A 26,553-nucleotide genomic window follows, 5' to 3' on the forward strand; every position below is an offset into this window, starting at 1 on the left:
TCTCATTCGCGGCACCCGTACGAGCCATTCGACGTCTGAACCCGTCGAGTCGGACGACAGGAGCGCAGCAACGGGGCAGCCCATCGATGCCTCAGCCCCTAGCATGACGCCCATGCCCCGCCGGCGCATCTCGACCGCTTTGGTGGCTTTGTCGACTTTTGCGGCAATGCTCAGCATGAGCCCGATCGCGCACGCTTGGGCCCCCGGCGCCTGCCCGAGCCCGCCACGCCGGCCCGAGCCCGCGCCGACCGGGGTGCCGTGGCCTTCGCAGCGGTACGACCAGTCAAGGCTCAACGCTCTTGCCGACGGCCACGGAATCGTGGTCGCGGTCGTCGACTCCGGCGTCGACGCGCGCAATCCCCAGCTGCGCGACGCCGTCCAGCCCGGCCCCGACCAGCTCGACGGCGGCGACTCCGCGCTCGACTGCGTCGGCCACGGCACCGGCGTCGCGGGCATCATCGCGGCCCGCCCGTCCCCGGCGACGGCGTTTCGCGGCCTGGCCCCGGCGGCCACGATCCTCGCCCTGCGCGTCAGCGAGCAGATCGAGGGCGACAACGGCACCCTGACCGGCCGCCGCGGCACGCCCGCCGGACTCGCCAACGCGATCCGCGACGCCGTCGCCCACAAGGCGCGGGTCATCAACCTCTCGCTGGTGTCGTACTCCGACGATGCCTCCGTCCGCGACGCCGTCGCGTTCGCCCAGCGCAACGACGTCGTGGTCGTGGCCGCGGTGGGCAACGACGCCGAGCGGGGCAACCGCACCCCGTACCCGGCGGCCTACGACGGCGTCATCGGCGTCGGCTCGATCACGCCGGACGGGCGGCGGGCCCCGTCGTCGCAGACCGGCGCGTACGTGGACCTGGTCGCCCCCGGCTCGGGGATTGTGACGACCGCAACACCGGAGGGATGGGCGACGATGGACGGCACCAGCTTCGCCGCCCCGTTCGTGTCGGCGGCGGCCGCGCTCCTGCGCCAGTACCGTCCCGAGCTCTCCGCCCCGGAAGTGGCCGCCCGTCTCATCGCGACCGCCGACGGCGGACCGGCCGGGCCGGGCTACGGCGCCGGGGTCCTGAATCCCTTCCGCGCCCTCACCGAGCTCACCGGAGCCTCGCCGGACCCGGGCACCCGAGCCCTGGCCGAACCCGGCCGGCGTGACGCCGCCGCGCGAGCCGCGGCCACCCGAACGACGCTGGGCTGGGCCTGGGCGGGCCTGGCCGCGATGCTCCTGGCGCTCGCCGTGGCCGTGATCCTCCCCCGAGGACGCCGGCGCGGCTGGCGGCCCGGCCTCCGAGCGCTCCGGCCCGCACCCGAGCCGGCCGCGGACCGCACGGCACCGGCGTTCGGCTCCCAAAGCTGAGGGCAGCGCCCCTCTTCTGCAGAGGTGCGCCGCCCACTGACGCCGGGAGCCGTGCGTCAGCCACTGCCCGGGAAGAGGTGCGTGTTGCGGGCCTCGGTCTCCTGGTACCGCTGCATCGCCTCTTCGACACCCACCTTGATGTCGCGCAGCATCTGCGCGAGGTCGGTGCCGGCCCGTTCCCAGTTCGCCTGCCGCAGCGCGTAGGCGTCCTTGGCGTCGCCCTCCCAGCCGCCCGTGAGGCGCTTGCCGAGCTGCGACACCTCGTCGAGGCGCGAGTGCAGCGTGTTGAGCGCGGTCTGGATGGACTGGCTCGTGTGCTCGAGCGCCCCGAAGTCGACTACCAGCATGTCGTCCATGTGAGCCTCCGGCCTCAGCCGCCGAGCGCGGACAGGTCGGCGTTCCCGGCGCGGCGCATCGCCCCGGCCGCCTCGGCATCGGTGGCGCCGTAGTTCCGCCCCGCCGTGCGCAGGCCCTCGGACGTCTCGAGCAGGTTCCGGTTGAGCACGCCCTGGTCGTGCTTGAACGCGAGCTTCACCTGCTCGAAGGTGCGCCCGCCGGCCCCCTGCCACCCCGCGCGGGTCACTTCCAGCTCCCGCATCAACGTGTTGAGCATGCCCTGCAGCTCGCCGTTGACCTGCTCGAACCGCTGCGCGGCCGAGCTGAGCTCGGCCTGTTGCGCCTGCGTGGTCTGCACCACCGGCGATCACCCCGTTTCTCCTTGTGGACGTGGGCCGGCCCGGAGCCCTGTACGCAACGACAGCGGCCGATAACCCTTGGTCAGCCCGAAAACAGGCCGACCGTATCGGCCTCGACCGATCCCCCACCAGTCCCAATGCTTCGCTGTGGATAACTTCCGGCATTTCGCCCAACGGTCGAACCGGGGCCGCGGTGGGTGCCGGGCTCTAAGATGTCCGGCATGGCGGAGGGCCGCTCGTTCATCAAGTGGGCCGGCGGCAAGACGCGGTACGCCGCCCAGCTCGTCGCCGCCGCGCCGCCGTTCACCGGCCGCTACTGGGAACCGTTCATGGGCAGCGCCGCCGTCTTCTTCGAGCTGCGCCCGGCCAAGGCGGTGCTCTCCGACGCCAACCCCGAGCTCGTGGCCTGCTTCCAGGCCGTCGCCGCCCAGCCGGAGGCGGTGATGGAGCGTCTGGACGCGATGGCGAACACGCCCGAGGAGTTCGAGCTCGTCCGGCGCCAGGACCCCGCGAGCCTGGGCCCGGTCGAGCGGGCCGCGCGGGTCATCTACCTCAACAAGACCTCCTTCCGGGGCCTGTGGCGCGTCAACCGCCGCGGCGCGTTCAACGCTCCCTATGGGGCCTACGACCGCCCGTACTATCGCCGCGAAACGCTCCTGGAGGCCTCCCAGGCGCTCGCGGGAGCCGACGTGCGCCTGTGCGACTTCGCCGACGCGCTGCGCGAGGCGGCCGCGGGCGACTGGGTGTTCCTGGACCCTCCGTATCTGCCCGAGGGTGGGTTCGCGGATTTCAAGCGGTACACGCCGGGGCAGTTCCGAAATGCCGACCACGAACGGCTGGCGGCCGCGATGCACGACGCGTCGAGGCGCGGGGTGTTCCTGACGATGACGAACAGCGACACCGACGCGACGCGGCAGATCTACGCCGGCTTCAACGAGACTCGCATGGCCACGCGCCGCGACATCAACCTGCGCGCATCCGCCCGAGCGAGCTTCGACCTGGTGCTGACGAACTACTGATCAGCCCACGACGGCGGCGGCCGCGCCCGGGTCGAGGGCCGGACCCGCGGGCAGCAGCGCGACCAGTTGACTCGGCACGGTGACGGGCTGCTCGCCGCCGAACCCGAGAGCGCCCAACGCGTCGGGCACCGGCACGGTGTGGCGCCTCCCGAGATCGGTGACCAGGGTGACCACACCCGTGTCCGTCCGCACCAGCGCGCCGCTTCCGGGCCGGACCACCACGCGGTCGGCCAGCACCGCGCCCTCCGCCGTGGCCGCGGCCGTGCGCAGCGCGTGCGTGAGGTCGGGGAGCTGGGGGTCGAGGGTGAGGGCATCGGCGGTACACACCGCGTGGGGAGGGCTGTCGACCAGCTCCGGCGGCACGGCGGGCAGCGCACCGTCGGCACCCGGGTCCGGCGCGAACGCCCTGACCTGCCGGCCCTGCACCAGCGCGGAGAACTCCGCGGGGCTGAGCGGCAGGAGCTTCCCGCCCGGCTGCACGCTCTGCGTCTCGGGCGCGGCGAGCAGGAGCTGGGCCTGCAACGGCGTGACCGATGCGAGCCCGTCGGCGGTGACGACGAACGCGTCGGTGCGTTGCCCGGCCGACACGCCGTACAGCTGCCCGATTCGGCCGGCGGGCACCGACCTTCCGCGGTCCGGCACGGCCGGGGTGACGAGGTCGGTTCCGCTCGGTACCGCGTGCAGCAGCGCCTGCGCCGCCGCCACCCGCGGTCGCGCGGACCAGACCAGCGCGGGCAGGGCCGCGGCGGGCTGCCGGACGAGGTGCTTGAACCCGTGCCACAGCAGATAGGTCTGCTGGTCCGCGGAGGTCATCAGCAGGCCTTTGTCGGCTGCGGGTGTACCACCTGAAGGCCCCCCACCCACGAAAAGCACCGACCCGTCGGGCGTCGAGCACACCGCCCACGGGCCCTTGAGCAGGGCGGAAGCGGGCGGCAGCGAGCTCGGCGCGCCCGGGATGCCCAGGGTCTCGCCGCGCGGCGCCCCGGACAGCGCCGAGCGGGACACGACGACCGTCGGCGCGCCGGCCGAGCCGAGGATGAGCAGCGCGGACGCCTGGTTGAGGACGGGGTGGAGGACCTCGTCGCGGTACACGAACAGGGCTCCCGACTCCTGCTCGACGATCACCGCCTTGTCGTTGCGCCATTTGCCAGAACTCCCAGGGCGCAGCGCCCCGACCACGGCCGCGCCGCCGACCCCGAGCGCGGCGAGCAGAACGCCGACCAGCGTGGCCCCCGCGACCCGGCGAAATGGCGGCTGAGCAGGATCGGTGTCGCGGACGACGAGGGCGGAGACGACCCGCTGGACCACGAACTGGTACGACTGCAGCTGGTCCTGCCGCGACGCCATCGGCCCCCCAAAATTGTCGTACCGGCGCCATACGATAAGTCCCTCACTTCATCGGCGGGGGGCGATATGTCGGCGGGGACGCGAGTGGCGCTCGGCCAAGGCGCGATCGCGCTGCCGGCCGTGGCCTGGGCGCTCGGCGGCGGGGCGCTCGCGGCGATCCCGGTCGCCCTGGTGCTCCTCGTGCTCACGCTCCTACCGCTGGCGCGCCGCTTCCGCCGGCGCGATCTTCCCGTCGGCGCCGGACCGGCCGCGCTGCTCGGCCTGGTCCGGCCGGGCGCGACGACCTCGACCATCGACGTCGACGGCGCCGATGTGGGCGTGCTCGAGGACACCGACGGCCTAGCTGCGATCATCCGCGTCGGCGACCTGTCCGGCCTGCTCGGCACCGCCTTACCGCCCTTACCAGCGCTCAGCTCGCTGCTGCCGGCGCCCGGGCCGGATGTGCCGGAGGTGCGCGTCCAACTCCTGATCAGCGCGGTCACGGCCGCGGCGCCGTCACCCACGCCGTCCACGACCTCATATCGCCAGCTCACGGACGGTCAGGTGCTCGCGCGCCAACGAGTGCTCGTCGCCGTGCGAGTGCGCCGGGCGGGCGGATTCCGGCGAGCCGATCTGGAGCAGTCGCTCCTGGTCGCGCTGCGTCGTGTCGATCGCCTGCTCTCCCGAGCGAGACTGCCGGCTCGGCCGCTGTCGGCGATCTCGGCGCTGGCGGCGATCGCGGAGGCGGCCCAGCACGACCCGGCTCACGCCGTGCGCGAGACATGGTCGGGCCTGCAGCTCGGCGGCCTGCACCAGGCGGCGTTCCGGGTCCGGCGGTGGCCCGAGCAGGGGCCGCTGATGAGCCGCCTGCTGACGCTGCCGGCCTCGGTGACGACGCTTTCGCTGGCCGCCCAGCCCGTCGCCTCCGGCTCCGGCCCGCCCGCCGGCGCTGGCGGGCCCCCGGTTCGGGCCGAGCTCGTCGTGCGGCTGGCGACGCCCGACGCGGCCACGCTGGCGCAGGCGAGCGCGGCGCTGCACCGGCTCGCCGAGAGCATAGGGGCGCAGGTGGCGCGGCTCGACGGCGCTCAGCTCGACGGGCTCGCGGCGACGCTGCCGCTGGGCGGGGGCGCGCCGCGGGATGACGCGGTGCTCGCCGGGCTCGTGGCGGGGCGCGACGGGCTCGCGCTGGACGGGGCCGAGCCGCTGAGCGTGAGCGCGCCGCGGCTGGCGGCGGCCGCGCCGGTGATCGGCGGCGAGGGGGTCATGCTCGGCGTCAACCGCGGCGGGGAGCCGATGGTCGTGCGCCTGTTCCGGCCGGAGCCGACGCGGGCGACACTGATCGGCGGCGCGCGGTGCGCCCAAGTGGTCATCCTGCGAGCGCTGGCCACCGGCGCGCGGGTCGTGGTCCAGTCCACGCGCCCGCACGAGTGGGAGCCGTTCCGGCGCAGCCTGGGCAACGCGGAGTCCCTGGCCCTGATCCCCCCGGGCCGCGTGGCCGACCCGCCCCCGGCCACGTCCACGTGCCCGCAGCTGCTGGTCGTGGACGTGGGCCCGGTCCCGGGCCGGGCAACCCCGGTGCCGGAGACCGCCTGGCGTTCGGTCCTGTTCCTGCGCGACGAGCTGACCTCGGCGGACGTCGACCTGCTGACCCGCTCCGACCTCGCGCTCCTCCAGCCCTTGAGCCCCCACGAGGCCGCCCTGGCCGGCGAGGCCCTGGGCCTGGGCACTTCCCGCGACTGGCTGACCAAGATCGGCCCGGAGATGCTGGCCGTGGTGGTGAGCCGCAAGACCGTGCGCTGGACCCACCTGTCGCCGACGCCGATCGAACTCCAACTGACGGGAGGCCCCGCCCGCTGACCAACCCACCACCCCGCTGCCCGCCCCTCTCACGACGGCCGCCGGGCACCCGCGACGGACGCCGGGCGCCGGGCTGCGCGAGCCCGCAGCAGACGGCGGGCGGCGGGGCGGCGGGCGGCGGGCGGCCAACAGCGGACGGCCCGAGCCCGCAGCGGGCGGCGGCGGCCAGCGGGCGCCACAGACCATCCCCTTGCCGACGCAAGCCCACAGCGGACGGCGGACGGCGACAGCGGGGGCGGGTGTTGCGAGCCCACGGCGGACGGCGGGCGACGGGCGGCACGAGCCACAGCGGCCGGCGGACGGCGGGCGGCGGGCGGCACGAGCCACAGCGGCCGGCGGGCGGCGGACGGCGGCCGGCGGAGGCCACGGCCGGAGCGGGCGAAGGGCGACGGCGAGGCTCACGACCGGGCGTCTTGCGGGCGCTACTCGGCGGTAGGTGAGGCGGCTGGGTGAGCGTCAGTCTCGTTGCGTGGGCATTGGGGTGATAGCGGGGTGTTCCGGACTGGCCGCGACGTGGCACGATCACCCGCATGGGAATCCTCATCCGGCTCGCCGTGAGTGCGTTTACGGTCTGGCTGGCGACGCTCGTGATCTCGGGGATCACGGTTGAGGGCGACACCGGGCGCAAGGTGGTCACGCTCGTCGCGGTGGCGGTGATCTTCGGGGTCGTCAACGCGGTGCTGCGGCCGATCATCAAGACGATCGGGTGCTTCGCGTACATCCTCACGCTCGGGCTCATCTCGCTCATCGTCAACGGGGCGTTGCTGCTGCTCACGAGCAAGATTGCCGAGTATCTGGACCTGCCGTTCCGGGTCGACAAGTTCTGGCCCACGGCCGTACTCGGGGCGCTGTTCATCGGCGTGGTCAGCTGGCTGCTCAACTTCTTCGTGCCGGACGGCAAGGACAAGAAGCGCCGACGGGACGACCGGGACGACTACGACCGGCGGCCCCCTCGTCCGCAGCAGTATGGCGGTGGGTACCAGCAGGGCTACGGCGACCGGAGCAACCAAGGCTATGGCGGCGGCAACCAGGGATACCGCGACTACCGCTGAACCCACGCACGACCGAGCGCCGTAGGGCCAAAAGCACACGCCGGCCGGAGCGCGACAAGAGGCCGAGAACGGGAGGCCGGAATGGGTCTCCCACGGTGACGAAGACCATCACGTGAGGGGCGGGTCCACGACCCGCCCCTTACCGTTTGGGCATACGGTGTATGGCGTGGACCCGCTGCGCCGTGGATATCTCTCCGCGTTCTCCGCCAACGTGCTCTGGGGCGTCTTTCCGCTGTACTTCCACGCACTGCGCCCCGCCGGCGCGGTCGAGGTGCTCGCGCACCGCATCGTGTGGTCGGTCGTGACGATGACGCTCGTGCTCGTGGCCATCCGGCACTGGCGACAGGTCCGGGAGCTGTTGCGGCAGAAGAAGCGCATGGCGGGCCTCGCGGTCGCGGCGGTGCTCATTGCCGTCAACTGGGGCGTCTACATCTTCGCGGTGAACACGGATCGGGTGGTGGAGGCCTCGCTCGGGTACTTCATCAACCCCCTCTTCGTCATCCTGCTCGGCGTGCTCGTCCTGCGCGAGCGCCTCCGCCCGCTGCAGTGGACCGCGCTCGGCATCGGCGCGGTCGCGGTCGTGGTGCTCAGCGTGGACTACGGGCACCTGCCGTGGATCGCGCTCACCCTGGCCGGGTCCTTCGGCTGCTACGGGCTGGTCAAGAAGCGGCTCGGGCTCCCCGCGGCCGAGGGGCTGTTCCTGGAGTCGGGCGTGCTGACCCTGCCCGCGCTCGTGTACCTCATCTGGCTCACGACCCAGCACCAGTCGACGTTCGGCACCGTCTCGGCGTGGCACTCGGTGATGCTGGCCGGCAGTGGCGTGCTGACCGCGGTACCGCTGCTGCTGTTCGCGGAGGCCGCCAATCGCGTGCCGCTGTCCGGGCTCGGAATGCTGCAGTACCTGACGCCGACCCTGCAGCTGATCATCGGCGTCGCGGTCTTCAGCGAACCCCTCCCGCCCGCGCGGCTGGCGGGCTTCGCGATCGTCTGGCTCGCGCTGGCCGTCTTCAGCTGGGACGCGATCCGAGTGGCCCGGCGAAACCGGGCCCGGCGCGGCGCGGCGGCGGCCGCCCAGAAGGAAGCGACCGCCGCGGCGATGTGAGTGAGTAGAGGGCCGAGCGTCAGGTTCGCAGCAGCGCCGTCCCGTCGCCCTTGCGGATCTCGATGTGGTCGATGTTCGACTCCTTGAAGCCGCTGTGCGCCGACAGCTGCATCTCGTCCCCCGGCCGGGCGGTCCACGTGCTGACCACTTCGGCCTGACCGGACTTCGGTACCACCACGAGCGTGTACGTCCACTTGGCGTACTCGTCGCCCTCGCCGCTCTTGTACGCGCACCGCATCCGCACGGTCGCCCCGTTCGAGTCCGGCGAGACGGCGAGCGACGCCGTGATCGGCACGGTTGAGGCCACCTCGCGCATCGACTCGTAGTCCGGCTGCCCGACGCCCACGGCGCGCACGCCGACGACCGCGAGCACCCCGAGGAACGCGGCCACGAGCGCGGTGCCGACCGTCTGCCAGCGCCGCCGCCGACGGGCCGTGCGGCGGGCGCTCTGGGCCCGGTCGAGCACGCGCGGCAGCAACGGGTCGACCGCGCTGCCGTTGACGGTCGCGGGCACCGCGGTGGGACCGGCCCAGCGCGCGTCGGCCGGGAACGGCGGGCCGTCCGGGTCCGGGGAGTCCTCGTCCGGATCCAGTGCGATCTGCGCGGCGATCTCCGGATCGAGCCGGCCGAGCAGCCCCGGCAGGTCGGAGAACTCCGCCACCTCCGCACGGCACTGCGCACAGTCGGCGAGATGCCGCTCGTATGCCTCGCGCTCGGGCGGCGACAACGCCCCCAGCACGTAGACGGCCGAGTCATGGAGGTGCTCACACCTCATTGCGTCACCCCCAACTCCTCTAGGACGACCTTCAGCGATCGCAGTGCGTAGTATGTGCGCGACTTGACCGTGCCCGGGGGCACGCCGAGCCGCTCCGCCGCCTCGGCCACGGAGCGCCCCTGGTAGAAGCACTCCACCAGGACCTCGCGGTGCGGGCGGGAGAGCCGGGTCAACGCCTCCGCGATCACCCAGGACTCCACCGCGCGCTCGGTCTCGTCGACCACGACCGGAGTCTCCGGCATCTGGTCGGTGTAGACCTCGCCCACCCGCGCCGAGCGTCTTCGCCACGCGTCGATGGCGAGATTGCGGGCGGTGGTGAAGAGCCAGGCTCGGACCGAGCCACGGGCCGGGTCGAGCGCCTCCGGGTGTTGCCAGGCCCGCAGCAGGGTTTCCTGCACGAGGTCCTCGGCCCGTTGGCGGTCGCCGGTCAGTCGCAGGGTGTGCGCGAACAGCGCGTCGCCGTGCTCCGCGTGGAGCGCCTTCAGCAGGTCAGCATCGTCTCTACTCACGCTTCGTTATGGTTCCGATCCCTTCCACCAGCTTCTACGCACTAATACGCAGAGAGGTTCAGGTGGAGAACACATGTCGCCGATGCGACACGGGTCACGTGGGCGCGAGCGAGTCCGGGATGCGGGCAAAAGCCGCGGAATGGCCTACTCGGCGAGGACGGTGGCCAGGTGGTGGGCCGTGGCCAGGAGCCGTGTGCGCACGACCTTGGCCGACGACATCAGCTCCGCCGGCGGCAGCGCGCACGCCAGCACCACCCGCCGGTCCTGGTCGCGGTCGTTGACCACGATCACGGCGGCGCACGCGAGGCCCTGGCGGAACTGCCCGATCTCGATCTGCATCCCGCGGCGGTCGCCGGCGGCCAGGTCCGAGTCCAGCGCCTCCGGAGAGGTCAGCGTCGCCGAGGTGTAGGCGCGCATGCCGTACTCCTTCAGGAACCGCCAGCGCTGGTCCGCACTCATCGTGGCGAGCAGCGCCTTGCCCAGCGCGGTCGCGTGCGCGGCCTCGTCGTAGCCCGGCACGAGATCGTCTGCCGGCGGGGTGCGCGGCCCCTCGGCCATCGCGGTCACCGCCACCCGGCCGCCGACGAAGCGGCCCAGGTAGTGCGTGTACCCGGTCTCGGCCGCCGCGCGACGCAGACGGTCGATGACGGCGCCCGGGCCGCGGAACGCGAGCACGAGCTCGCGGTAGCGGTCGGCGATCTCCAGGCCGACCACATAGGTGCCGTTCTCCCGGCGAATCACGTAGCCCTCGTAGGCCAGGGTCCGCACCAGGTGGTACGTGGTGGCGACGGTGAAGTCACATCGGCGCGCGATCTGCTTCACGGTCAGACCACGGGGCGACTGACCGACCGCCTCCAACACTCGTAGGGCCCTCGAAACGCTTCGAATCAAATCCGAGGGCTCGGCTTGTGGATCCCGCACCGCCGCCCCTCCCAGACCACAGCAGCAACTGGAGTCACACCATATGAAATCGGAGAGGGTGGAGGGAACATTCTGATCATTTATGGGGCGAGGTCAGGGGAAATGCAAGGGCTGCACATAGCGATGAATGCACCATTTTGGACATGGTGATCGTGTTACTCACCTTGCGACACGCCGAGTTGTATGAGTAATGGCCATAAGTGAAGGTTAACAACCTGAGTAGGTAATCGCACATCCTAGGAGTACTGCAAGCGGAAGTGCGCATGCGTCACTTCGGGGCGTCATCGAGCCGTCGCGCCCCGATGTCGGGCCGGGTATCGCGCCATATGGCGTTGAGCAATGTGTACGGCGACAACTTGCACCCGGTCCGGCCGGTACCAGCCCATGAAAAAGCGACCGACGCCGGTGAACTTACATTGACCGGCGTCGGTCGATACCTTGAAAGGTCAGTTGGTGCGGTCCGCGATGAAGTCGCAGAGGGAGTCCAGGGCGGCCCGGGCGGGCACGTCCGGCAGCACCGTCAGGGAGGCCCGGGCGGCGTCCGCGTAGCCCCGCACGGTCTCCCTGGCCTGCTTCAGGGCGACGGAGTCGCGCAGCAGGCCGAGGGCCTCGGCGTGCAGGGCGTCGTCGGTCACCGGCCCGGCCGCGAGGATCTCGCGCAGTCGCACCGAGGCCGCGTCGTCGTCGGAGGACGCCAGCGCGTACAGCACCGGAAGCGTCGGCACCCCCTCGCGCAGGTCGGTGCCGGGCGTCTTGCCCGACTCCGTGGCGTCGCTGGCGATGTCGATGAGGTCGTCGGAGAGCTGGAAGGCGATGCCGAAGGTCTCCGCGAACGTCGCCAGCGCCTCGACCTGCTCCGGCGGGCACCCGCCGAACATCGCGCCGAAGCGGGCGCTTGTCGAGATCAGCGAGCCGGTCTTGTGCTCGAGGACGCGCAGGTAGTGCTGGATCGCGTCCTCGCCGTCCAGCGGGCCGGCGGTCTCGTCGATCTGGCCATGCACCAGGCGGGAGAACGTGCTCGCCTGGATCTTCACGGCGTCGACCCCCAGCTCCGCCGCGAGGTCGGCGGCGCGGGAGAAGAGGTAGTCGCCGACCAGGATGGCCAGCGCGTTGCCCCAGCGGGAGTTGGCGCTGGGCGCGCCGCGGCGCACCTCGGCCTCGTCCATGACGTCGTCGTGGTAGAGCGTCGCCAGGTGGGTCAGCTCGACGACCGCGCCGGCGATGACGACCTCGCGGGACGTCGCGTCGCCGAACTGCGCCGCCAGGCCGACCAGCAGCGGGCGCACCCGCTTGCCACCCGCGTCGACGAGGTGGCGGGCCGCCTCGGTGACCATCGGGTTGGCGCTGTGCACGGAGTCGATCAGCACCGCCTCGACGTCCCGCAGGATCGCCGCCACGTTGCGCTCCAGCTCCGGATCGGCCAGGGTCAAGCCCACCGACGCGACCGACTGCACGGTTCCCGTACTCACCACAGCTCCAACGATGCCATACGAACTCCCGACTCCCGATACAGGGACGTCCCCACGTGGCAGGCCACGGGGGACGTCACCGTCGGTGTTGCTGACAGGCTAGCTGAGGAACTTGCCCGCGTTCTGCGTGACCTCGAGCAGCGCCCCCGGCGCGATGCCCAGGACCAGCGTCGCGACCGTCCCGATGACCAGCGCGGCCGCCGTCATGGCGCCCGGGATGGACACGGCCGGCGTGGCCTCGCCCGGCTCGGACAGCCACATCATGACGACCACACGCAGGTAAGGGAAGGCGAGGATGGCGGAGCTCACCACGCCGGCGATCACCAGCCAGGTCTGGTTCCCGTCGATCGCAGCCGCGAACACGCCCACCTTAGCGGTGAAACCGCTGGTCAGGGGCAGACCGGCGAAGGCCAGCAGGATGAACGTGAAGAGCGAGGCGTACAGCGGCGAGCGCCGCCCCAGCCCGGCCCAGCGCGACAGGTGCGTGGCCTCGCCGTCGGCGTCGCGCACCAGGGTGACGACCCCGAACGCGGCGAGCACGGTGAAGCCGTACGCCACGAGGTAGAACAGCGAGCTGGACAGGCCCTTCTCGTTCAGCGAGATCACGCCGATGAGCAGGTACCCGGCGTTGGCGATCGACGAGTAGGCCAGCAGGCGCTTGATGTCGGTCTGGGTGACCGCCAGGATCGCGCCGATGATCATCGTCAGCACCGCGATGGTGCCCAGCACCGGCTGGATCGTCCACTCGGTGCGGTGGAAGCCCACGTAGACCAGGCGCAGCAGGCCACCGAACGCGGCGACCTTCGTGCAGGCCGCCATGAGCGCGGTGATCGGCGTCGGGGCGCCCTGGTACACGTCCGGCGTCCACACGTGGAAGGGCACCGCGGCCGCCTTGAACAGCAGGCCGATGGCGAGCATGGCCAGCCCGACGTACAGCAGGATGTCGTCCCTGCCCCCGGACTGGATGGCCGCGTCGATCGCCTTGAAGTCGACCTGGCCCGCGTAGCCGTAGACCAGCGCGATGCCGAACAGGAAGAACGCCGACGCGAACGAGCCGAGCAGGAAGTACTTCATCGCGGCCTCCTGCGACAGCAGTCGCCGGCGGCGAGCCAGCGCGCAGAGCAGGTACAGCGGCAGCGAGAAGACCTCGAGCGCGACGAACATGGTCAGCAGGTCGTTCGCCGTGGTGAACAGCAGCATGCCGCCCAGAGCGAACATGGCCAGCGGGAAGACCTCGGTCGCCCCGCCCGTGCGCTGGGCCTGCTCGCGGTCCCGGTCCGTGTTGGCCGTGACCGCGGCCTGGGCGACGAACGCGCCGCCCGGCTCCAGCGTCCGCTCGCCGATCAGCAGCAGCGCGACGATGCCGAGCACGATGATCGCGCCGGAGAGGAACAGGCCCGGCTTGTCCACGGCGACCGCGGACGCGGCGGTGATGACCGGCTTGTCGCCCTGGCGGATCACCATGACCAGCGCGGCCACGAGGCCGGCCAGCGCCAGGGGGAGCTGGACGGTGTGCCGCACCCGCTTGGGCACGAAGCCCTCGACGAGGACCCCGACGCAGGCGACACCGAAGAGGATCAGCATCGGGGCCAGCGCCGCGTAGTCCAGGTGCGGCAGTTGGAGTTTGTCGTTCACTTGCCGGCCTCCACGGTACCCACGGTGGGTTTCGGGTCTTGCTTGCCGACGTCCTGCATCGTCGCCTTCACCGCCGGGTTGATCACGTCGGTGAGCGGCTTCGGGTAGAAGCCGAAGAGCAGGATCAGGGCAATCAGCGGGGCGACCACGACCGCCTCGCGCACTGACAGGTCGCGCCCCATGGCCTTGATCTCGGCCAGCTGCGGGTTCGGGGTGCCCTGCGTGGTGCGCTGGATCATCCAGAGCACGTATCCGGCCGCCAGGATGATGCCGGCGGTGGCGATGATCGCGACCGTCTTGTTCACCGTGAACGTGCCGATGAGCACCAGGAACTCAGAGACGAAGGGCGAGGTGCCGGGCAGCGCCAGCGAGGCGAGACCCGCGATGAAGAACACGCCCGCCAGCACCGGCATGAGCTTGCCGGCGCCACCGAAGTCGGTCACCAGCGCGCTGCCCCGGCGGGCCACCAGCATGCCGACGACCAGGAACAGCAGGCCGGTCGCGAGGCCGTGGTTGACCATGTACAGCACCGCGCCCGTGCCAGCCTGGCTGGTGAAGGCGAAGATGCCGATGCCGATGAAGCCGAAGTGCGCGATGGACGTGTAGGAGACCAGGCGCTTGAGGTCCTTCTGCCCGATCGCCACGAGCGCGCCGTAGATGATGCCGACCAGCGCGAGCGTGAGCCCGAGCCACGCGAAGTGCTTCGACGCGTTCGGGAAGAGCGGGAGGCAGTACCGCAGGATGCCGAACGTCCCGACCTTGTCCAGCACGCCGACCAGCAACGCGGCCGCACCGGCGGGCGCGGCGCCACCGGCGTCGGGCAGCCAGGTGTGGAACGGGAAGAAGGGCGCCTTGATCGCGAAGGCGACGAAGAACCCGAGGAACAGCCAGCGCTCGGTGTTGGTGGAGAAGTCGGCGTTGACCAGCGTCTGCCAGTCGAACGTCTGGCCGCCCAGCACCCACAGCCCGACGAGCGCGGCCAGCATGAACAGGCCGCCGAGCAGTGAGTAGAGGAAGAACTTCACCGCGGCGTACTGCTTGTTCTTCCCGCCGTAGGAGCCGATCAGGAAGTACATCGGCACCAGCATGACCTCGAAGAACACGTAGAACAGGAACACGTCCTGGGCGGCGAAGACGCCGATCATCGTGCATTCGAGGGCGAGGAGCAGGGCGAAGTACGCCGGAACCGACCGCTTGCTGTTCTCCGCGTCGTGCCAGGAGGCCAGGATGACCAGCGGCACCAGCAGGGCGACCAGCGCGATCATGACCAGCGCGATGCCGTCGACGGCGAAGGTGAACTTGGCCCCCCACTGCGGGATCCAGGTCCAGGAGTCCTTGAGCTGGAAGCGGTCGCCGTCCGGCTTGAACTGCGTCCACAGGCCCACGCCGAGCGCCAGGATCACGACCGACCAGCCCAGCGCGACGCGCTTGGCGAGCTCGGGCTTGTCCTTGGGCAGCAGCGCGACCCCCGCCGCGCCGACGAGCGGCGCGGCCGTGAGGACGGTCAGGTATGGAAAGTGGCTCATCCGAACCTCACCGCGAGCGTGGCGGCCACCACGAGCACCGCACCTCCGAGAATGGAAAGGGCGTAGGAGCGCACGAACCCGGTCTGGGCCCGGCGCATTCGGCCCGATCCGCCGCCGACGCCCGCCGCGAGGCCGTTGACCAGCCCGTCGATGCCGCGGTTGTCGAGGTAGACCAGGGCGCGGGTCAGGTAGCGACCGGGCGCCTCGAACACGATCTCGTTGAACGCGTCCGTGTACAGGTTCTGGCGGGCGGCCGTGACCAGCGCACCGGCCGGCTGCTCTTCCTCCGCGGTGCCCTTGTTGAACAGCACGATGGCCAGGAACGCGGCGAGGACCGTCAGCACCAGCGACAGCGTGGTGATCAGCCAGTGGGCCAGCACCGGCTCGTGCTCGACGTGCTCGGCACCGAAGGTCGGCGTCAGCCAGTCCGGCACCGAGGTGGCGAGCAGGCCACCGGCGGCCACCGAGCCGATCGCCAGGACGATCAGCGGGATCGTCATGACGGCCGGCGACTCGTGCGGGTGCTTGATGTCGTCGGTCCAGCGCTTCGGGCCATGGAAGGTCAGCCAGAACAGCCGGGTCATGTAGAAGGCGGTCAGGGCCGCGCCCAGCATCGCCGCGCCGCCGAAGAGCCAGGCCGTCCAGCCCTCGCGCTCGAAGGCAGCCGCGATGATCGGTTCCTTCGAGAAGAAGCCCGAGAACGGGAACATGCCGATGATCGCCAGCCAGCCCAGGCCGAACGTGACCCAGGTGATCTTCATGTACTTCCAGAGCCCGCCGAAGCGGCGGATGTCGGTCTGGTCGTGCATGCCGTGCATGACCGAGCCGGCCCCGAGGAACATGCCGGCCTTGAAGAAGCCGTGCGCGAGCAGGTGGATCAGGGCGAGCGCGTAGGCGCCGCCGCCGAGCCCGACGCCCAGGAACATGTACCCGATCTGGCTCACCGTCGACCAGGCCAGCACCCGCTTGATGTCGTCCTTGGCGCAGCCGATGATGCAGCCGATCAGCAGCGTCAGCGCACCGACCGCGACCACCACGGTCTGCGCGTCGGGCGAGGCGTTGAAGATCGGGTGGGAGCGGGCGACGAGGTACACGCCCGCGGTCACCATCGTGGCCGCGTGGATCAGGGCCGAGACCGGGGTCGGGCCCTCCATCGCGTCGGGCAGCCAGGCCTGCAGCGGGAACTGACCGGACTTGCCGGCCGCGCCGAGCAGGAGCAGCAGCGCCATCATCAGCACCGTGCCCTGGCCCAGGCCGCCGACGCTGTTGAAGACCTCGTCGTAGTTCACCGTGCCGAGGTAGGCGAACATGATGAAGATGGCGATCGCGAAGCCCGCGTCACCGACGCGGTTCATCAGGAATGCCTTCTTACCGGCGGTCGCCGCGCTCGGGCGCAGGTACCAGAAGGAGATCAGCAGGTAGGAGGCGAGGCCGACGCCCTCCCAGCCGAAGTAGAGCATCACGTAGTTGTTGCCGAGGACCAGCAACAGCATCGCCGCGATGAACAGGTTGAAGTACCCGAAGAACTTCCGCCGGCCCGGGTCGTGCTCCATGTAGCCCACCGCGTACAGGTGGATCAGGGAGCCGACGCCGGTGATGAGCAGGACGAACATCGCCGACAGCGGGTCGAAGAGCAGCCCCATGTCCACGTGGAAGTTCCCGACGTGGATGTAGTCCCAGAGCGTGATCTCGACGCCGGAGCGGTTCTCCAGCCCGCGAAGGGTGAAGAAGTAGGTCAGGCCGAGCACGAACGACACGGCGACGCTCAGGACGCCGAGCCAGTGACCCCAGCGGTCGGCCCGCTTGCCGAGCAGCAGCAGGATCGCCGCGCTGGCCAGCGGGATCACCGGAAGCAGCCAGAACGAGCCCAGCCACCCGGTCGCCGCCGAGTAGGCGATATGTTCCACCACCCGCTCCTTAGTACTTCAGCAGGTTCGCGTCGTCGACGCTGGCCGAGCGCCGAGTCCGGAAGATCGACATGATGATCGCCAGGCCGACGACGACCTCGGCCGCCGCCACGACCATGACGAAGAACGCCATGATCTGCCCGTCGAGCGTGCCGTTGATCCGGCTGAACGTGACCAGCGCGAGGTTGGCCGCGTTCAGCATCAACTCGATGCACATGAACAGCACGATCGCGTTCCGGCGGACGAGCACGCCCATCGCGCCGATCGTGAACAGGATCGCCGCGAGGACGATGTAGTACGTCGGAGTCACTTCTCGGTCCCCTTTGGTGCGACGTCGGCGGACGTCAACTCCCGGGTCGGGAGGATCTTGGAGATGCTGCGGTCGGACGGCGTGCCGTCGGGCAGCCGCGCCGGGGTCGCCACCGAGTCGGAGCCGGCGAACACGCCGGGGCCGGGCTTCGGCGCCGGGTAGTTGCCCGGGCGGAAGCGCGCCACCATGCGCTCCGGCTGGCTGATCTTCTCTTCCTTGCGCTTCTCGATGTGCGCCAGGATCATCGCGCCCACCGCGGCGGTGATGAGCAGCGCGGACGTGACTTCGAAGACCCAGACGTACTTGGTGAAGAGCAGGCGGGAGATGCCCACCACGTTGCCGGGCGCGTTCGCCTCGACCAGGCCCTTCGGCTCGATGCCGCCGAGCGCCCGGTAGAGCCCGATGCCCAGCAGCAGCGCGAGGCCGACGCCCAGGATGATGGCCGCCATCCGCTGCCCGCGCAGGGTCTCGATCAGCGAGTCCGAGGAGTCGCGGCCGACCAGCATGAGCACGAACAGGAACAGCATCATGATCGCGCCGGTGTAGACGATGATCTGCACCATGCCGATGAACGGGCCGGCCTGCAGGATGTAGAACACGCCCAGGCTGAGCATCGTGATGACGAGCGACAGCGCGGAGTGCACCGCGTTTCGCGCCCAGACCATGCCGATCGCGCCGAGCACGGCGAGCGGCCCGAGGATCCAGAAGGTGACGGCCTCGCCGCCCTTCACCTCGCCCGCGGACGCAAGCGTCTGCAGCGCCAGGGTACTGGTCACGAGTGGACCCCCTTGTACCGCTCGGCACCCGCGGAGGTGCCCGGGTTCTCCAGCGCCCCGACGTAGTAGTCCTTCTCGGAGTCGCCCAGGCGCATGTCGTGCGGCGGGCGCTCCATCCCCGGCAGCAGCGGCGCGAGCAGCTGCTCCTTGGTGAAGATCAGGTCGCGGCGGTTGTCGCGGGCCAGCTCGTACTCGTTGCTCATGGTCAGCGAGCGGGTCGGGCAGGCCTCGATGCACAGCCCGCAGAAGATGCAGCGGGCGTAGTTGATCTGGTACGTCTGGGCGTAGCGCTCACCGGGCGAGAAGCGCTCGTCCTCGGTGTTGTCCGCGCCCTCGACGTAGATCGCGTCCGCCGGGCAGGCCCACGCGCACAGCTCGCAGCCGATGCACTTCTCGAGCCCGTCCGGCCAGCGGTTGAGAATGTGCCGGCCGTGGTACCGCGGAGCCGGCGGCTTGCGCTGCTCGGGGTACTCCTCGGTGACCACCTTCTTGAACATGTGCGAGAAGGTGACCCCGAACCCCTTCAGGGTTCCACCAATAGACACGTCAGTTCTCCTTGCCGGTCGGGACGGTTTCCCGCTCGACGATCACGCGCTTGGCCCGCGGGCTGGGCGGCACCTCGAGGTTCATCGGCGGCAGCGGGAAGCCGTTCGCTCCGCCGACGCGGCCGCCCGGGTGGACCTTCGGCAACTCGACGACGCTCCGGCGGGAGCGCTGCAGCGCGACGAGCGCCAGGACCAGCACCACCAGGACGACGATGCCGATGATCACGCCGGTGCGGGCGCCCGTGCTGATGCCGCCGTTCTGCAGCACCCGGATGCCGGACAGCGCCAGGATCCAGACCAGGTTGGCCGGGATGAGCACCTTCCAGCCGAAGCGCATGAACTGGTCGTAGCGCAGCCGGGGCAGGGTGCCGCGGAGCCAGACGAACACGAACAGCAGCAGCAGCACCTTGATCGTGAACCAGAGCACCGGCCACCACCCGTGGTTCGCGCCGTCCCACAGGGACAGCGGCCACGGGGCGCGCCAGCCGCCGAGGAAGAGCGTCGTGCACAGGCCGGAGACGGTGACCATGTTGACGTACTCGGCGAGGAAGAACAGCGCGAACTTCAGCGACGAGTACTCGGTGTGGAAGCCGCCCACCAGCTCGGACTCGGCCTCGGGGAGGTCGAACGGCGCCCGGTTGGTCTCACCGACCGCGGAGGTGAAGTAGATCAGGAAGCTCGGGATGAGCAGGACGCCGTACCAGGCCGGCAGGTGCCAGGTCATGCCGAAGACCTCGGCGGTGCCGTTGCCGGCCTGCGCCGCGACGATCTGCGAGGTGGACATCGTGCCCGAGACCAGGAAGACCGAGACGATCGACAGGCCCATCGCGACCTCGTAGGAGATCATCTGGGCGCTCGATCGCAGGCCGCCGAGCAGCGGGTACGTCGAGCCGGAGGCCCAGCCGCCGAGCACGATGCCGTAGATGCCCATCGAGGAGCAGGCGAGCACCAGCAGGACGGCCACCGGGATGTCGGTGAGCTGCAGCGGCGTGTGGTTGCCGAAGACCGAGACCACCGGGCCGAACGGGATCACCGAGAACGCGGTGAACGCGGTGATCGTCGAGATGACCGGTGCGAAGAAGAAGACGACCTTGTCCGCGAGGCGCGGCATGATGTCTTCCTTGAACGCGAGCTTGAGCCCGTCGGCCAGCGACTGCAGCAGACCGAACGGGCCGTTGCGGTTCGGGCCCGGCCGCACCTGCATGCGGGCGACGACGCGGCGCTCGTACCAGATGGCGAAGAGCGTCATGACGACCAGGAACGCGAAGATGATGACGACCTTCGCGAGCACCAGCCACCAGACGTCTTTGCCGAACTCGTCGAGGTTGCCTGCAGCGGATGTCATCGTGCGCTACCCCCAGTGCTGATCTCGACCAGCGCGCCCTCCGTGACGCCGAGCGTCCGGCGCAGGGTCGAGCCCGGTGAGTTCGTCGGGATCCACACGACCCCGTCGACCATGTCGGTGACGAGCGCCGGCAGGGTGATCGCACCCCGCTCGGTGCCGACGGTCACCGCGTCCCCGTCCACCACGCCGAGGTCGGCCGCGGTGCTCTTGGAGATCCGGACCACGGCGGGGCGAGCGGTCCCGGCCAGGTGGCCGTCCCCGTCCTGCAACGAGCCGCCGTCGATCAGGTGGTGCCAGGAGGCGAGGATCGCCTGGCCGCTCGCGGGCCGCGCGGGCGCGCCCGGGGCGACGTCCGGCGCGGTGCCGCGGACCAGGCTCGGGTTGCCCGCGCCCACGGTGCCGACCGCGACCGTGCCCGGCAGCGGCAGCTGCGCCAGGGCGGCCAGCTGGGCCCGAATCAAGGCTACGTCGCCGACGCCGAGCTGCACGCCGAGCTCGCGGCCCAGCGTGTCCAGCACGCGCGCGTCGGTCATGGCCTGCGTCTTGAGCACGGTGCCGAACGGGCGGACCCGGCCCTCCCAGTTGACGTAGGAGCCGGACTTCTCGACCGCCGGGGCGATCGGCAGGACGACGTCGGCGCGCTTGGCGACGGCGCTCATCCGCAGCTCCAGGCTGACCAGGAAGCCGACCTTGTCGAGGGCCTCCTCGGCCGCGGCCGGGTCGGCCAGGTCCGCGGGATCCACGGCGCCGACCACCAGCGCGCCGAGCCGGCCCTCGCGGGCGGCGGCGACGATGGCGTCGGTGTCGCGGCCGGAGGCGCTGGGCAGCACGCCCGCGTCCAGCCCCCACGCGGTGGCCACCTCGGCGCGGGCGGCCGGGTCGAAGACCTGGCGACCGCCGGGCAGCAGGGTCGGCAGCACGCCGGCCTCGACCGCGCCCCGGTCACCCGCGCGGCGGGGGACCCAGGCGAGGCGAGCGCCGGTGGACTCGGCCAGGCGCGCGGCGGCGGAGAGCCCGCCGGGCACGCTCGCCAGGCGCTCGCCGACGAACAGGAGCGCGCCCTCCTCCGACAGCGCGGTGCGCAGCTGCTCGGACTCGGCGAGCACCTCCGCCTCGGCGCCCGGGGTGGTGAGCAGGACCGTCGCGCCGAGCTTGGTGTAGCCGCGGCTCACGAACGGGGCGACCGCGTAGCTGGGCAGGGCCCGCTTGAGGTACGCCTTGCGCGCCCGCAGGAAGATGATCGGGCACTCTTCCTCGGGCTCCAGCCCGACGAAGACGACCGCGGGGGCCCGCTCGATGTCGGCGTAGGTGACCTCGGCCCGCCCGACGACGTTGGAGCCGAGGAACTCGGTCTCCTCCGTCGACAGCGGCCGGGCGCGGAAGTCGACGTCGTTGGTGCCGAGGGCGACGCGGGCGAACTTGGCGTACGCGTAGGCGTCCTCGACCGTGAGCCGTCCGCCGGCCAGCACGCCGACGCCGCCCTGCTCCTTCGCGGCGGCCAGGCCGGCCGCGGCGACGCTGAGCGCCTCGGGCCAGCTGGCGGTGCGCAGCTCGCCGGTCTTGCGGTCGCGCACGAGCGGCGTGGTCAGGCGGTCGGTGGCGGTGACGTACTGGAACGCGAAGCGCCCCTTGTCACAGTTCCACTCCTCGTTCACCGCCGGGTCGTCGCCGGCCAGGCGCCGCATGACCTTGCCGCGGCGGTGGTCCGCCCGCTGGTCGCAGCCCGCGGCGCAGTGCTCGCACGTGTTGGGCGTCGACACCAGGTCGAAGGGCCGGGCGCGGAATCGGTACTGCGAGCTGGTGAGCGCCCCGACCGGGCAGATCTGGATCGTGTTGCCGGAGAAGTAGCTGTTGAAGGGAGCGTCGTCCTCGGGCGACTCCGGGTTGCCCCGGAACACGCCGATCTGCTCGTTGCTCGAGCGCTCCATCAGGTCGATGAACTTGTCGCCGGCGATCTCGTCGGAGAACCGGGTGCAGCGCTGGCAGAGCACGCACCGCTCACGGTCGAGCAGCACCTGGGTGCTGATCGGCAGCGGCTTGGGGTACTCCCGCTTGTGCTCGACGAACCGGGACTCGGACTGGCCGTTGCTCATCGCCTGGTTCTGCAGCGGGCACTCGCCGCCCTTGTCGCAGACCGGGCAGTCGAGCGGGTGGTTGATCAGGAGGAACTCCATGATTCCCTCCTGGGCCTTCTTGGCCACTTCGGAGGTCATCTGGGTCTTGACCACCATGCCCTCGGCCACCGGCTGGGTGCACGAGGCGACCGGCTTGCGCTGGCCCTCGATGTCGACCAGGCACTGGCGGCAGGCGCCGGCCGGGGCGAGCAGCGGGTGGTCACAGAAGCGCGGGATCGAGATGCCCACCTGCTCGGCGGCCCGGATGACGAGCGCGCCCTTCGGCGCCTCGACCTCGATGCCGTCGATGGTGAGCTTGACGGTTTCGACCGCCGGCACTACGTCCGTCATCAGTGAGCTCCTACCAGCTCGCCGTGGAACATCGGCGCCTTGCGACCCTCGATGTAGTCCAGGTAGTCCTGCTTGAAGTACTTGATCGAGGACGTCACCGGGCTGGTCGCGCCGTCGCCGAGCGCGCAGAACGAGCGGCCCAGCAGGTTGTCGCAGGCGTCCAGGAGGGTGTCGAGGTCCTGGTGAGTGCCCTGGCCGGCCAGGATGCGGTGCAGGATGCGGACCATCCAGTAGTTGCCCTCGCGGCACGGCGTGCACTTGCCGCAGGACTCGTGGTGGTAGAAGGCGATCCAGCGGTACGTCGCGTAGACGATGTCGTCCTGGTCGGAGAAGACCTGCACGGCGGTGGTGCCGAGCATGGTCCCGACGCTCATCATGCCCTCGAAGTCCATCGGGGTGTCGAGGTGCTCGTCGGTCAGCATCGGCGTGGAGGAGCCGCCCGGCGTCCAGAACTTGAGCTGGTGGCCGTCCTGCATGCCGCCGGCCAGGTCGATGAGCTGCCGCAGCGTGACGCCGAGGCCGCACTCGAACTGGCCGGGGTGCTTGACCCGCCCGGAGATCGAGTAGATCTTCGGGCCGGGGGACTTCTCGGAGCCCATGCTGCGGAACCACGCCGAGCCGCCGAGCACGATGTACGGCACGCTGGCGATCGTCTCAACGTTGTTCACGACGGTCGGGGAGGCGTAGAGGCCGTGCGTCGCCGGGAAGGGCGGGCGGAGCCGGGGCTGGCCGCGGTAGCCCTCCAGCGAGTCCAGCAGCGCCGTCTCCTCGCCGCAGATGTAGGCGCCCGCGCCGCTGTGCACCACCAGGTCGAGCGAGAAGCCGCTGCCCAGGATGTTGTTGCCGAGGTAGCCCTTGGCGTAGGCCTGCTCGACCGCCGAGCGCAGCCGCCGGGCCGCGTGCACCGCCTCGCCGCGGATGTAGATCGCGGCGAAGTTCGCGCGGATCGCGTAGGAGGCGATGATGACGCCCTCGACCAGCGCGTGCGGGTCGGCCATCATCAGCGGCAGGTCCTTGCAGGTGCCCGGCTCGCCCTCGTCGGCGTTGACGACGAGGTAGTGCGGCTTGCCGTCGTTCTGCGGGATGAAGCCCCACTTCATGCCGGTCGGGAAGCCGGCGCCGCCGCGGCCGCGCAGCCCGGAGTCCTTGATCAGCTGGATCAGGTCGTCCGGGTGGGCCTTGAGCGCCTTGCGCAGGCCGGTGTAGCCGTCGAGCCGCTCGTACACGTCGATCTTCCACGCGTCCGGCGAGAGCCAGCGCTTGGTGAGCACCGGCGTGAGCTTCGACAGCGCCTCCTGCGAGGGCTGGTAGTCAACCGTCATGACTTCGCCTCGTCCTTCTTGGCGATGGGCGTCTCCGGGTCGAAGCCCGGCACCGAGATCCCGAAGCGCTCGGCGAGCCGGTTGCCCGCGAGGGTCGGCTCGCCGGCGGGGCCGTCGGCCATGACCTCGTCGCCGCGGTCGTCGGCGAAGCCCGCCAGCTGCACGGCCATCTCCTTGAGCGTGCAGAGCCGGGTGCCGCGCGAGGGCTGCGGGCGCTCTCCGTCCTGCAGCTGCTTGACCAGCTTCAGCGCGGTGTCGTCGCTCACCTGGTCGAAGAACTCGTAGTTGACCGTCATGACCGGCGCGTAGTCGCAGGCCGCGAGGCACTCGGCGTGCTCGAGGGTGATCTTGCCGTCGGCCGTGGTCTCGTCGTGCCCGACGCCCAGGTAGTCGCTCAGGGCCTCGTACGCCTTGTCGCCGCCGAGCACGCCGCACATCGTGTTGGTGCAGACGCTCACCAGCCAGTCGCCGGTCGGCTTGCGCTTGTACATGGTGTAGAACGTCGCGACCGCGCCGACCTGGGCCTTGGTGATCCCGAGGGTCTCGGCACAGAAGGCGATGCCGTCCGGCGAGACGTACCCCTCCTCCGACTGCACCAGGTGCAGCAGGGGCAGCAGCGCCGAGCGCGAGCGGCCCTCGGGGTAGCGCGCGATGATCTGACGCGCGCGTTCGCGCGTGAGCTCACTGAACACCATTAACGATCACACCCACCCATGACGGGGTCGAGCGAGGCGCCACCCACGATGACGTCGGCGAGCAGGCCGCCCTCCGCCATCGCCGGGATCGCCTGCAGGTTGACGAAGCTGGGCTCGCGGTAGTGCACCCGGAACGGGCGCGTGCCACCATCGGAGATCGCGTGCACGCCGAGCTCGCCGCGGGGCGCCTCGATCGGCACGTAGACCTGGCCGGGCGGCACCCGGAAGCCCTCGGTCACCAGCTTGAAGTGGTGGATCAGGGCCTCCATCGACTGGCCCATGATCTTCGCGACGTGCTCGAGCGAGTTGCCGAGGCCGTCGCCGCCGATCGCGAGCTGAGCCGGCCACGAGATCTTCTTGTCGGCGATCATGATCGGGCCCGGCTCGAGCCGGTCCATCGCCTGCTGAACGATCTTCAGCGACTCGCGCATCTCGTTGAGCCGCACCTTGTACCGGCCCCACGCGTCGGCGGTGTTCTCGGTCGGGACCTCGAAGTCGTAGGTCTCGTAGCCGCAGTAGGGCTGCTGCTTGCGGATGTCCCAGCCGAGGCCGGCCGAGCGCAGCACCGGCCCGGTGATGCCCAGGGCCAGGCAGCCGGTGACGTCGAGCACGGCGACACCCTGGGTCCGCTCGCGCCAGATCGTGTTGCCGGAGAGCAGGTCCTCGTACATGTCGATGCGGTCCGGCATCCAGCCGAGCAGCTCGCGGATCTTGACGATGGCCTCGTCGTTGAGGTCCTGGGCGAGTCCGCCCGGGCGCACGTAGGCCATGTTCATCCGCAGGCCGGAGACCAGCTCGAAGATGTCGAGGATGTACTCACGCTCGCGGAAGCCGTAGATCATCATCGACAGGGCGCCGAGCTCCATGCCGGTTGTGGCGAGCCAGACCAGGTGCGAGGAGATCCGGTTGAGCTCCATCATCAGCACGCGGATCGTCTTGGCGCGCTGGGTGATCTGGTCCTCGATGCCGAGGAGCTTCTCGACCGCCATGCAGTAGCCGGTCTCGTTGAAGATCGGCGCCAGGTAGTCCATGCGGGTCACGAACGTCGTGCCCTGGGTCCAGTTGCGGAACTCCAGGTTCTTCTCGATGCCCGTGTGGAGGTAGCCGATGACGGTCCGCGCCTCGGTGACCGTCTCACCCTCGAGCTCGAGGACCAGGCGGAGCACTCCGTGGGTGGACGGGTGCTGCGGGCCCATGTTGACGACGATGCGCTCTTCGGAGCCGGCCTCGTTGACGACCGTGTCCCAGTCCCCGCCCGTGACGGTGAAGACCTTGCCCTCGGTGGTCTCGCGAGCGGCCGCGTAGTCGGTGGTCACTGGTAACTCCTCCGCTGGTCCGGCGGCGGGATCTCCGCACCCTTGTACTCGACCGGCACGCCGCCGAGCGGGTAGTCCTTCCGCTGCGGGAAGCCCTCCCAGTCGTCCGGCATGAGGATCCGGGTCAGGTTCGGGTGGCCGTCGAAGATGATGCCGAACATGTCGTAGGTCTCCCGCTCCTGCCAGTCGGCGGTCGGGTAGACCTGGGTGACGCTCGGCAGGTGCGGGTCCTCGGCGGTCACGGCGGCCTCGAGGCGGATCCGGCGGCGGAACGTCATCGACGTGAGGTGGTAGACCGCGTGCAGCCGGCGGCCGTCGCTGCCCAGGTAGTCCACGCCGGAGACCGAGGAGCACAGCTCGTAGCGCAGCGCGTGGTCGTCCCGCATCGCCTGGCAGACCTCGGCGATGCGCTCCGGCACGATGTGCAGCGTCAGCTCGCCGCGGTCGACGACGATCCGCTCGATCGCGTCGTGGAAGCCCGGGTAGGCCTCCTCGAGGGCGTCCACGACCTCGTCGTGCTCGCCGCCGAAGGGCCGCGGCGAGTCGAGGTCGCCCGTGCGACGGCGGCGCAGACCGCCGAAGCCGGAGGTGTCGCCGGTGCCCTGCACGCCGAACATGCCGCGCCCGGC

21 protein-coding genes and 3 pseudogenes are annotated in these 26,553 nt (G+C 70.7%); 5 read left to right on the forward strand and 19 right to left on the reverse strand.

All coding sequences use genetic code 11. The features are described 5' to 3' along the window. Nucleotides 1-112: 112 nt before the first annotated feature. Nucleotides 113-1,357, forward strand: coding sequence for a type VII secretion-associated serine protease mycosin (gene mycP / locus ABT369_RS04170; protein WP_502891694.1), 1,245 nt, complete (start codon nt 113-115; stop codon nt 1,355-1,357). A 56-nt stretch (nt 1,358-1,413) separates the two neighbouring features. Here the strand turns inward: mycP and ABT369_RS04175 are convergent, their stop codons facing one another. Together ABT369_RS04175 and ABT369_RS04180 are read right to left on the reverse strand one after the other, a co-directional pair. Continuing rightward, nucleotides 1,414-1,713, reverse strand: a complete 300-nt coding sequence (locus tag ABT369_RS04175) for a WXG100 family type VII secretion target (RefSeq protein WP_350610214.1) — start codon at nt 1,711-1,713, stop codon at nt 1,414-1,416. 14 nt (nt 1,714-1,727) lie between these two features. Next, entirely contained in the window at nt 1,728-2,054 is a 327-nt protein-coding gene (locus tag ABT369_RS04180; protein WP_350610215.1) for a WXG100 family type VII secretion target, read from the reverse strand. Nucleotides 2,055-2,273: 219 nt separating this feature from the next. Between ABT369_RS04180 and ABT369_RS04185 the strand changes: the two genes are divergently transcribed. Then, complete coding sequence (locus tag ABT369_RS04185) at nt 2,274-3,071, forward strand: DNA adenine methylase (protein ID WP_350610216.1); 798 nt, start codon at nt 2,274-2,276, stop codon at nt 3,069-3,071. Here ABT369_RS04185 and eccB read toward each other — a convergent pair whose 3' ends face one another. Next, nucleotides 3,072-4,418 (reverse strand): type VII secretion protein EccB, encoded by a 1,347-nt coding sequence (gene eccB, locus ABT369_RS04190; protein WP_350610217.1) that lies wholly within the window; start codon nt 4,416-4,418, stop codon nt 3,072-3,074. A gap of 84 nt (nt 4,419-4,502) precedes the next feature. On the opposite strand from eccB, the gene ABT369_RS04195 reads away from it, so the two are divergent. From ABT369_RS04195 to rarD, 3 genes and pseudogenes are all read left to right on the forward strand, one after another. Further along, on the forward strand, nt 4,503-6,254 hold the full coding sequence (locus ABT369_RS04195; RefSeq protein WP_350610218.1) for a type VII secretion protein EccE: 1,752 nt from the start codon (nt 4,503-4,505) through the stop codon (nt 6,252-6,254). Between the two features lie 530 nt (nt 6,255-6,784). Then, nucleotides 6,785-7,132 (forward strand): annotated as a pseudogene (locus tag ABT369_RS04200) (phage holin family protein); the annotation flags it as partial. Nucleotides 7,133-7,472: 340 nt separating this feature from the next. Beyond that, nucleotides 7,473-8,408: an EamA family transporter RarD gene (gene rarD, locus ABT369_RS04205; protein WP_350610219.1), complete on the forward strand. Its 936-nt coding sequence runs from the start codon at nt 7,473-7,475 to the stop codon at nt 8,406-8,408. Between the two features lie 19 nt (nt 8,409-8,427). Here the strand turns inward: rarD and ABT369_RS04210 are convergent, their stop codons facing one another. The 16 genes and pseudogenes from ABT369_RS04210 to ABT369_RS04285 all read right to left on the reverse strand — a co-directional run bounded on the left by ABT369_RS04210 (nt 8,428) and on the right by ABT369_RS04285 (nt 26,541). Next, nucleotides 8,428-9,183 (reverse strand): anti-sigma factor family protein, encoded by a 756-nt coding sequence (locus ABT369_RS04210; RefSeq protein ID WP_350610220.1) that lies wholly within the window; start codon nt 9,181-9,183, stop codon nt 8,428-8,430. Beyond that, the gene (locus ABT369_RS04215; RefSeq protein ID WP_350610330.1) at nt 9,180-9,671 is read right to left on the reverse strand and encodes a sigma-70 family RNA polymerase sigma factor; all 492 of its coding nucleotides are present in this window, start codon (nt 9,669-9,671) and stop codon (nt 9,180-9,182) included. Before ABT369_RS04215 ends, ABT369_RS04210 begins: the two co-directional genes overlap by 4 nt. Nucleotides 9,672-9,836: 165 nt before the next feature. Next, complete coding sequence (locus tag ABT369_RS04220; RefSeq protein ID WP_350610221.1) at nt 9,837-10,613, reverse strand: IclR family transcriptional regulator; 777 nt, start codon at nt 10,611-10,613, stop codon at nt 9,837-9,839. A 446-nt stretch (nt 10,614-11,059) separates the two neighbouring features. Beyond that, nucleotides 11,060-12,082 (reverse strand): polyprenyl synthetase family protein, encoded by a 1,023-nt coding sequence (locus ABT369_RS04225; protein ID WP_497979496.1) that lies wholly within the window; start codon nt 12,080-12,082, stop codon nt 11,060-11,062. Between the two features lie 99 nt (nt 12,083-12,181). Continuing rightward, nucleotides 12,182-13,717 carry an NADH-quinone oxidoreductase subunit NuoN gene (gene nuoN, locus ABT369_RS04230; RefSeq protein WP_350610222.1) on the reverse strand — a complete coding sequence of 512 codons (1,536 nt, stop codon included), beginning with the start codon at nt 13,715-13,717 and terminating at the stop codon, nt 12,182-12,184. Next, the gene (locus ABT369_RS04235; protein ID WP_350610223.1) at nt 13,714-15,243 is read right to left on the reverse strand and encodes an NADH-quinone oxidoreductase subunit M; all 1,530 of its coding nucleotides are present in this window, start codon (nt 15,241-15,243) and stop codon (nt 13,714-13,716) included. The genes nuoN and ABT369_RS04235 overlap by 4 nt, the downstream gene beginning before the upstream one ends. Continuing rightward, nucleotides 15,240-17,150: an NADH-quinone oxidoreductase subunit L gene (gene nuoL, locus ABT369_RS04240; RefSeq protein WP_502891695.1), complete on the reverse strand. Its 1,911-nt coding sequence runs from the start codon at nt 17,148-17,150 to the stop codon at nt 15,240-15,242. Before nuoL ends, ABT369_RS04235 begins: the two co-directional genes overlap by 4 nt. Before the next feature lie 10 nt (nt 17,151-17,160). Beyond that, entirely contained in the window at nt 17,161-17,460 is a 300-nt protein-coding gene (gene nuoK, locus ABT369_RS04245; protein WP_350610225.1) for an NADH-quinone oxidoreductase subunit NuoK, read from the reverse strand. Further along, complete coding sequence (locus ABT369_RS04250) at nt 17,457-18,224, reverse strand: NADH-quinone oxidoreductase subunit J (protein WP_350610332.1); 768 nt, start codon at nt 18,222-18,224, stop codon at nt 17,457-17,459. The genes nuoK and ABT369_RS04250 overlap by 4 nt, the downstream gene beginning before the upstream one ends. Continuing rightward, nucleotides 18,181-18,733: pseudogene (nuoI, locus tag ABT369_RS04255) on the reverse strand (NADH-quinone oxidoreductase subunit NuoI); the annotation flags it as partial. The gene ABT369_RS04250 and the pseudogene nuoI, both read right to left, overlap by 44 nt. 49 nt (nt 18,734-18,782) lie before the next feature. Further along, nucleotides 18,783-20,126 carry an NADH-quinone oxidoreductase subunit NuoH gene (nuoH, locus tag ABT369_RS04260; protein ID WP_350610226.1) on the reverse strand — a complete coding sequence of 448 codons (1,344 nt, stop codon included), beginning with the start codon at nt 20,124-20,126 and terminating at the stop codon, nt 18,783-18,785. After that, nucleotides 20,123-22,591, reverse strand: a complete 2,469-nt coding sequence (locus tag ABT369_RS04265) for an NADH-quinone oxidoreductase subunit G (RefSeq protein WP_350610227.1) — start codon at nt 22,589-22,591, stop codon at nt 20,123-20,125. The genes nuoH and ABT369_RS04265 overlap by 4 nt, the downstream gene beginning before the upstream one ends. Then, complete coding sequence (nuoF, locus tag ABT369_RS04270) at nt 22,591-23,913, reverse strand: NADH-quinone oxidoreductase subunit NuoF (protein WP_350610228.1); 1,323 nt, start codon at nt 23,911-23,913, stop codon at nt 22,591-22,593. The genes ABT369_RS04265 and nuoF overlap by 1 nt, the downstream gene beginning before the upstream one ends. Before the next feature lie 5 nt (nt 23,914-23,918). After that, nucleotides 23,919-24,608, reverse strand: a pseudogene (nuoE, locus tag ABT369_RS04275) (NADH-quinone oxidoreductase subunit NuoE); the annotation flags it as partial. Further along, nucleotides 24,608-25,924 (reverse strand): NADH-quinone oxidoreductase subunit D, encoded by a 1,317-nt coding sequence (locus ABT369_RS04280; RefSeq protein WP_350610229.1) that lies wholly within the window; start codon nt 25,922-25,924, stop codon nt 24,608-24,610. The pseudogene nuoE and the gene ABT369_RS04280, both read right to left, overlap by 1 nt. Continuing rightward, on the reverse strand, nt 25,921-26,541 hold the full coding sequence (locus ABT369_RS04285; RefSeq protein WP_350610334.1) for an NADH-quinone oxidoreductase subunit C: 621 nt from the start codon (nt 26,539-26,541) through the stop codon (nt 25,921-25,923). Before ABT369_RS04285 ends, ABT369_RS04280 begins: the two co-directional genes overlap by 4 nt. Between the last annotated feature and the right edge of the window lie 12 nt (nt 26,542-26,553).

The sequence above is a fragment of the Dactylosporangium sp. NPDC000244 genome (assembly GCF_040300725.1).
GTDB lineage: Bacteria > Actinomycetota > Actinomycetes > Mycobacteriales > Micromonosporaceae > Dactylosporangium.

Coding starts and splice junctions, on each gene's coding strand:
- mycP (WP_502891694.1), top strand. CDS start 113: ATGCCCCGCCGGCGCATCTCGACCGCTTTGGTGGCTTTGTCGACTTTT.
- ABT369_RS04175 (WP_350610214.1), bottom strand. CDS start 1,713: ATGGACGACATGCTGGTAGTCGACTTCGGGGCGCTCGAGCACACGAGC.
- ABT369_RS04185 (WP_350610216.1), top strand. CDS start 2,274: ATGGCGGAGGGCCGCTCGTTCATCAAGTGGGCCGGCGGCAAGACGCGG.
- eccB (WP_350610217.1), bottom strand. CDS start 4,418: ATGGCGTCGCGGCAGGACCAGCTGCAGTCGTACCAGTTCGTGGTCCAG.
- ABT369_RS04210 (WP_350610220.1), bottom strand. CDS start 9,183: ATGAGGTGTGAGCACCTCCATGACTCGGCCGTCTACGTGCTGGGGGCG.
- ABT369_RS04235 (WP_350610223.1), bottom strand. CDS start 15,243: ATGAGCCACTTTCCATACCTGACCGTCCTCACGGCCGCGCCGCTCGTC.
- nuoH (WP_350610226.1), bottom strand. CDS start 20,126: ATGACATCCGCTGCAGGCAACCTCGACGAGTTCGGCAAAGACGTCTGG.
- ABT369_RS04265 (WP_350610227.1), bottom strand. CDS start 22,591: ATGACGGACGTAGTGCCGGCGGTCGAAACCGTCAAGCTCACCATCGAC.
- nuoF (WP_350610228.1), bottom strand. CDS start 23,913: ATGACGGTTGACTACCAGCCCTCGCAGGAGGCGCTGTCGAAGCTCACG.
- ABT369_RS04285 (WP_350610334.1), bottom strand. CDS start 26,541: ATGTTCGGCGTGCAGGGCACCGGCGACACCTCCGGCTTCGGCGGTCTG.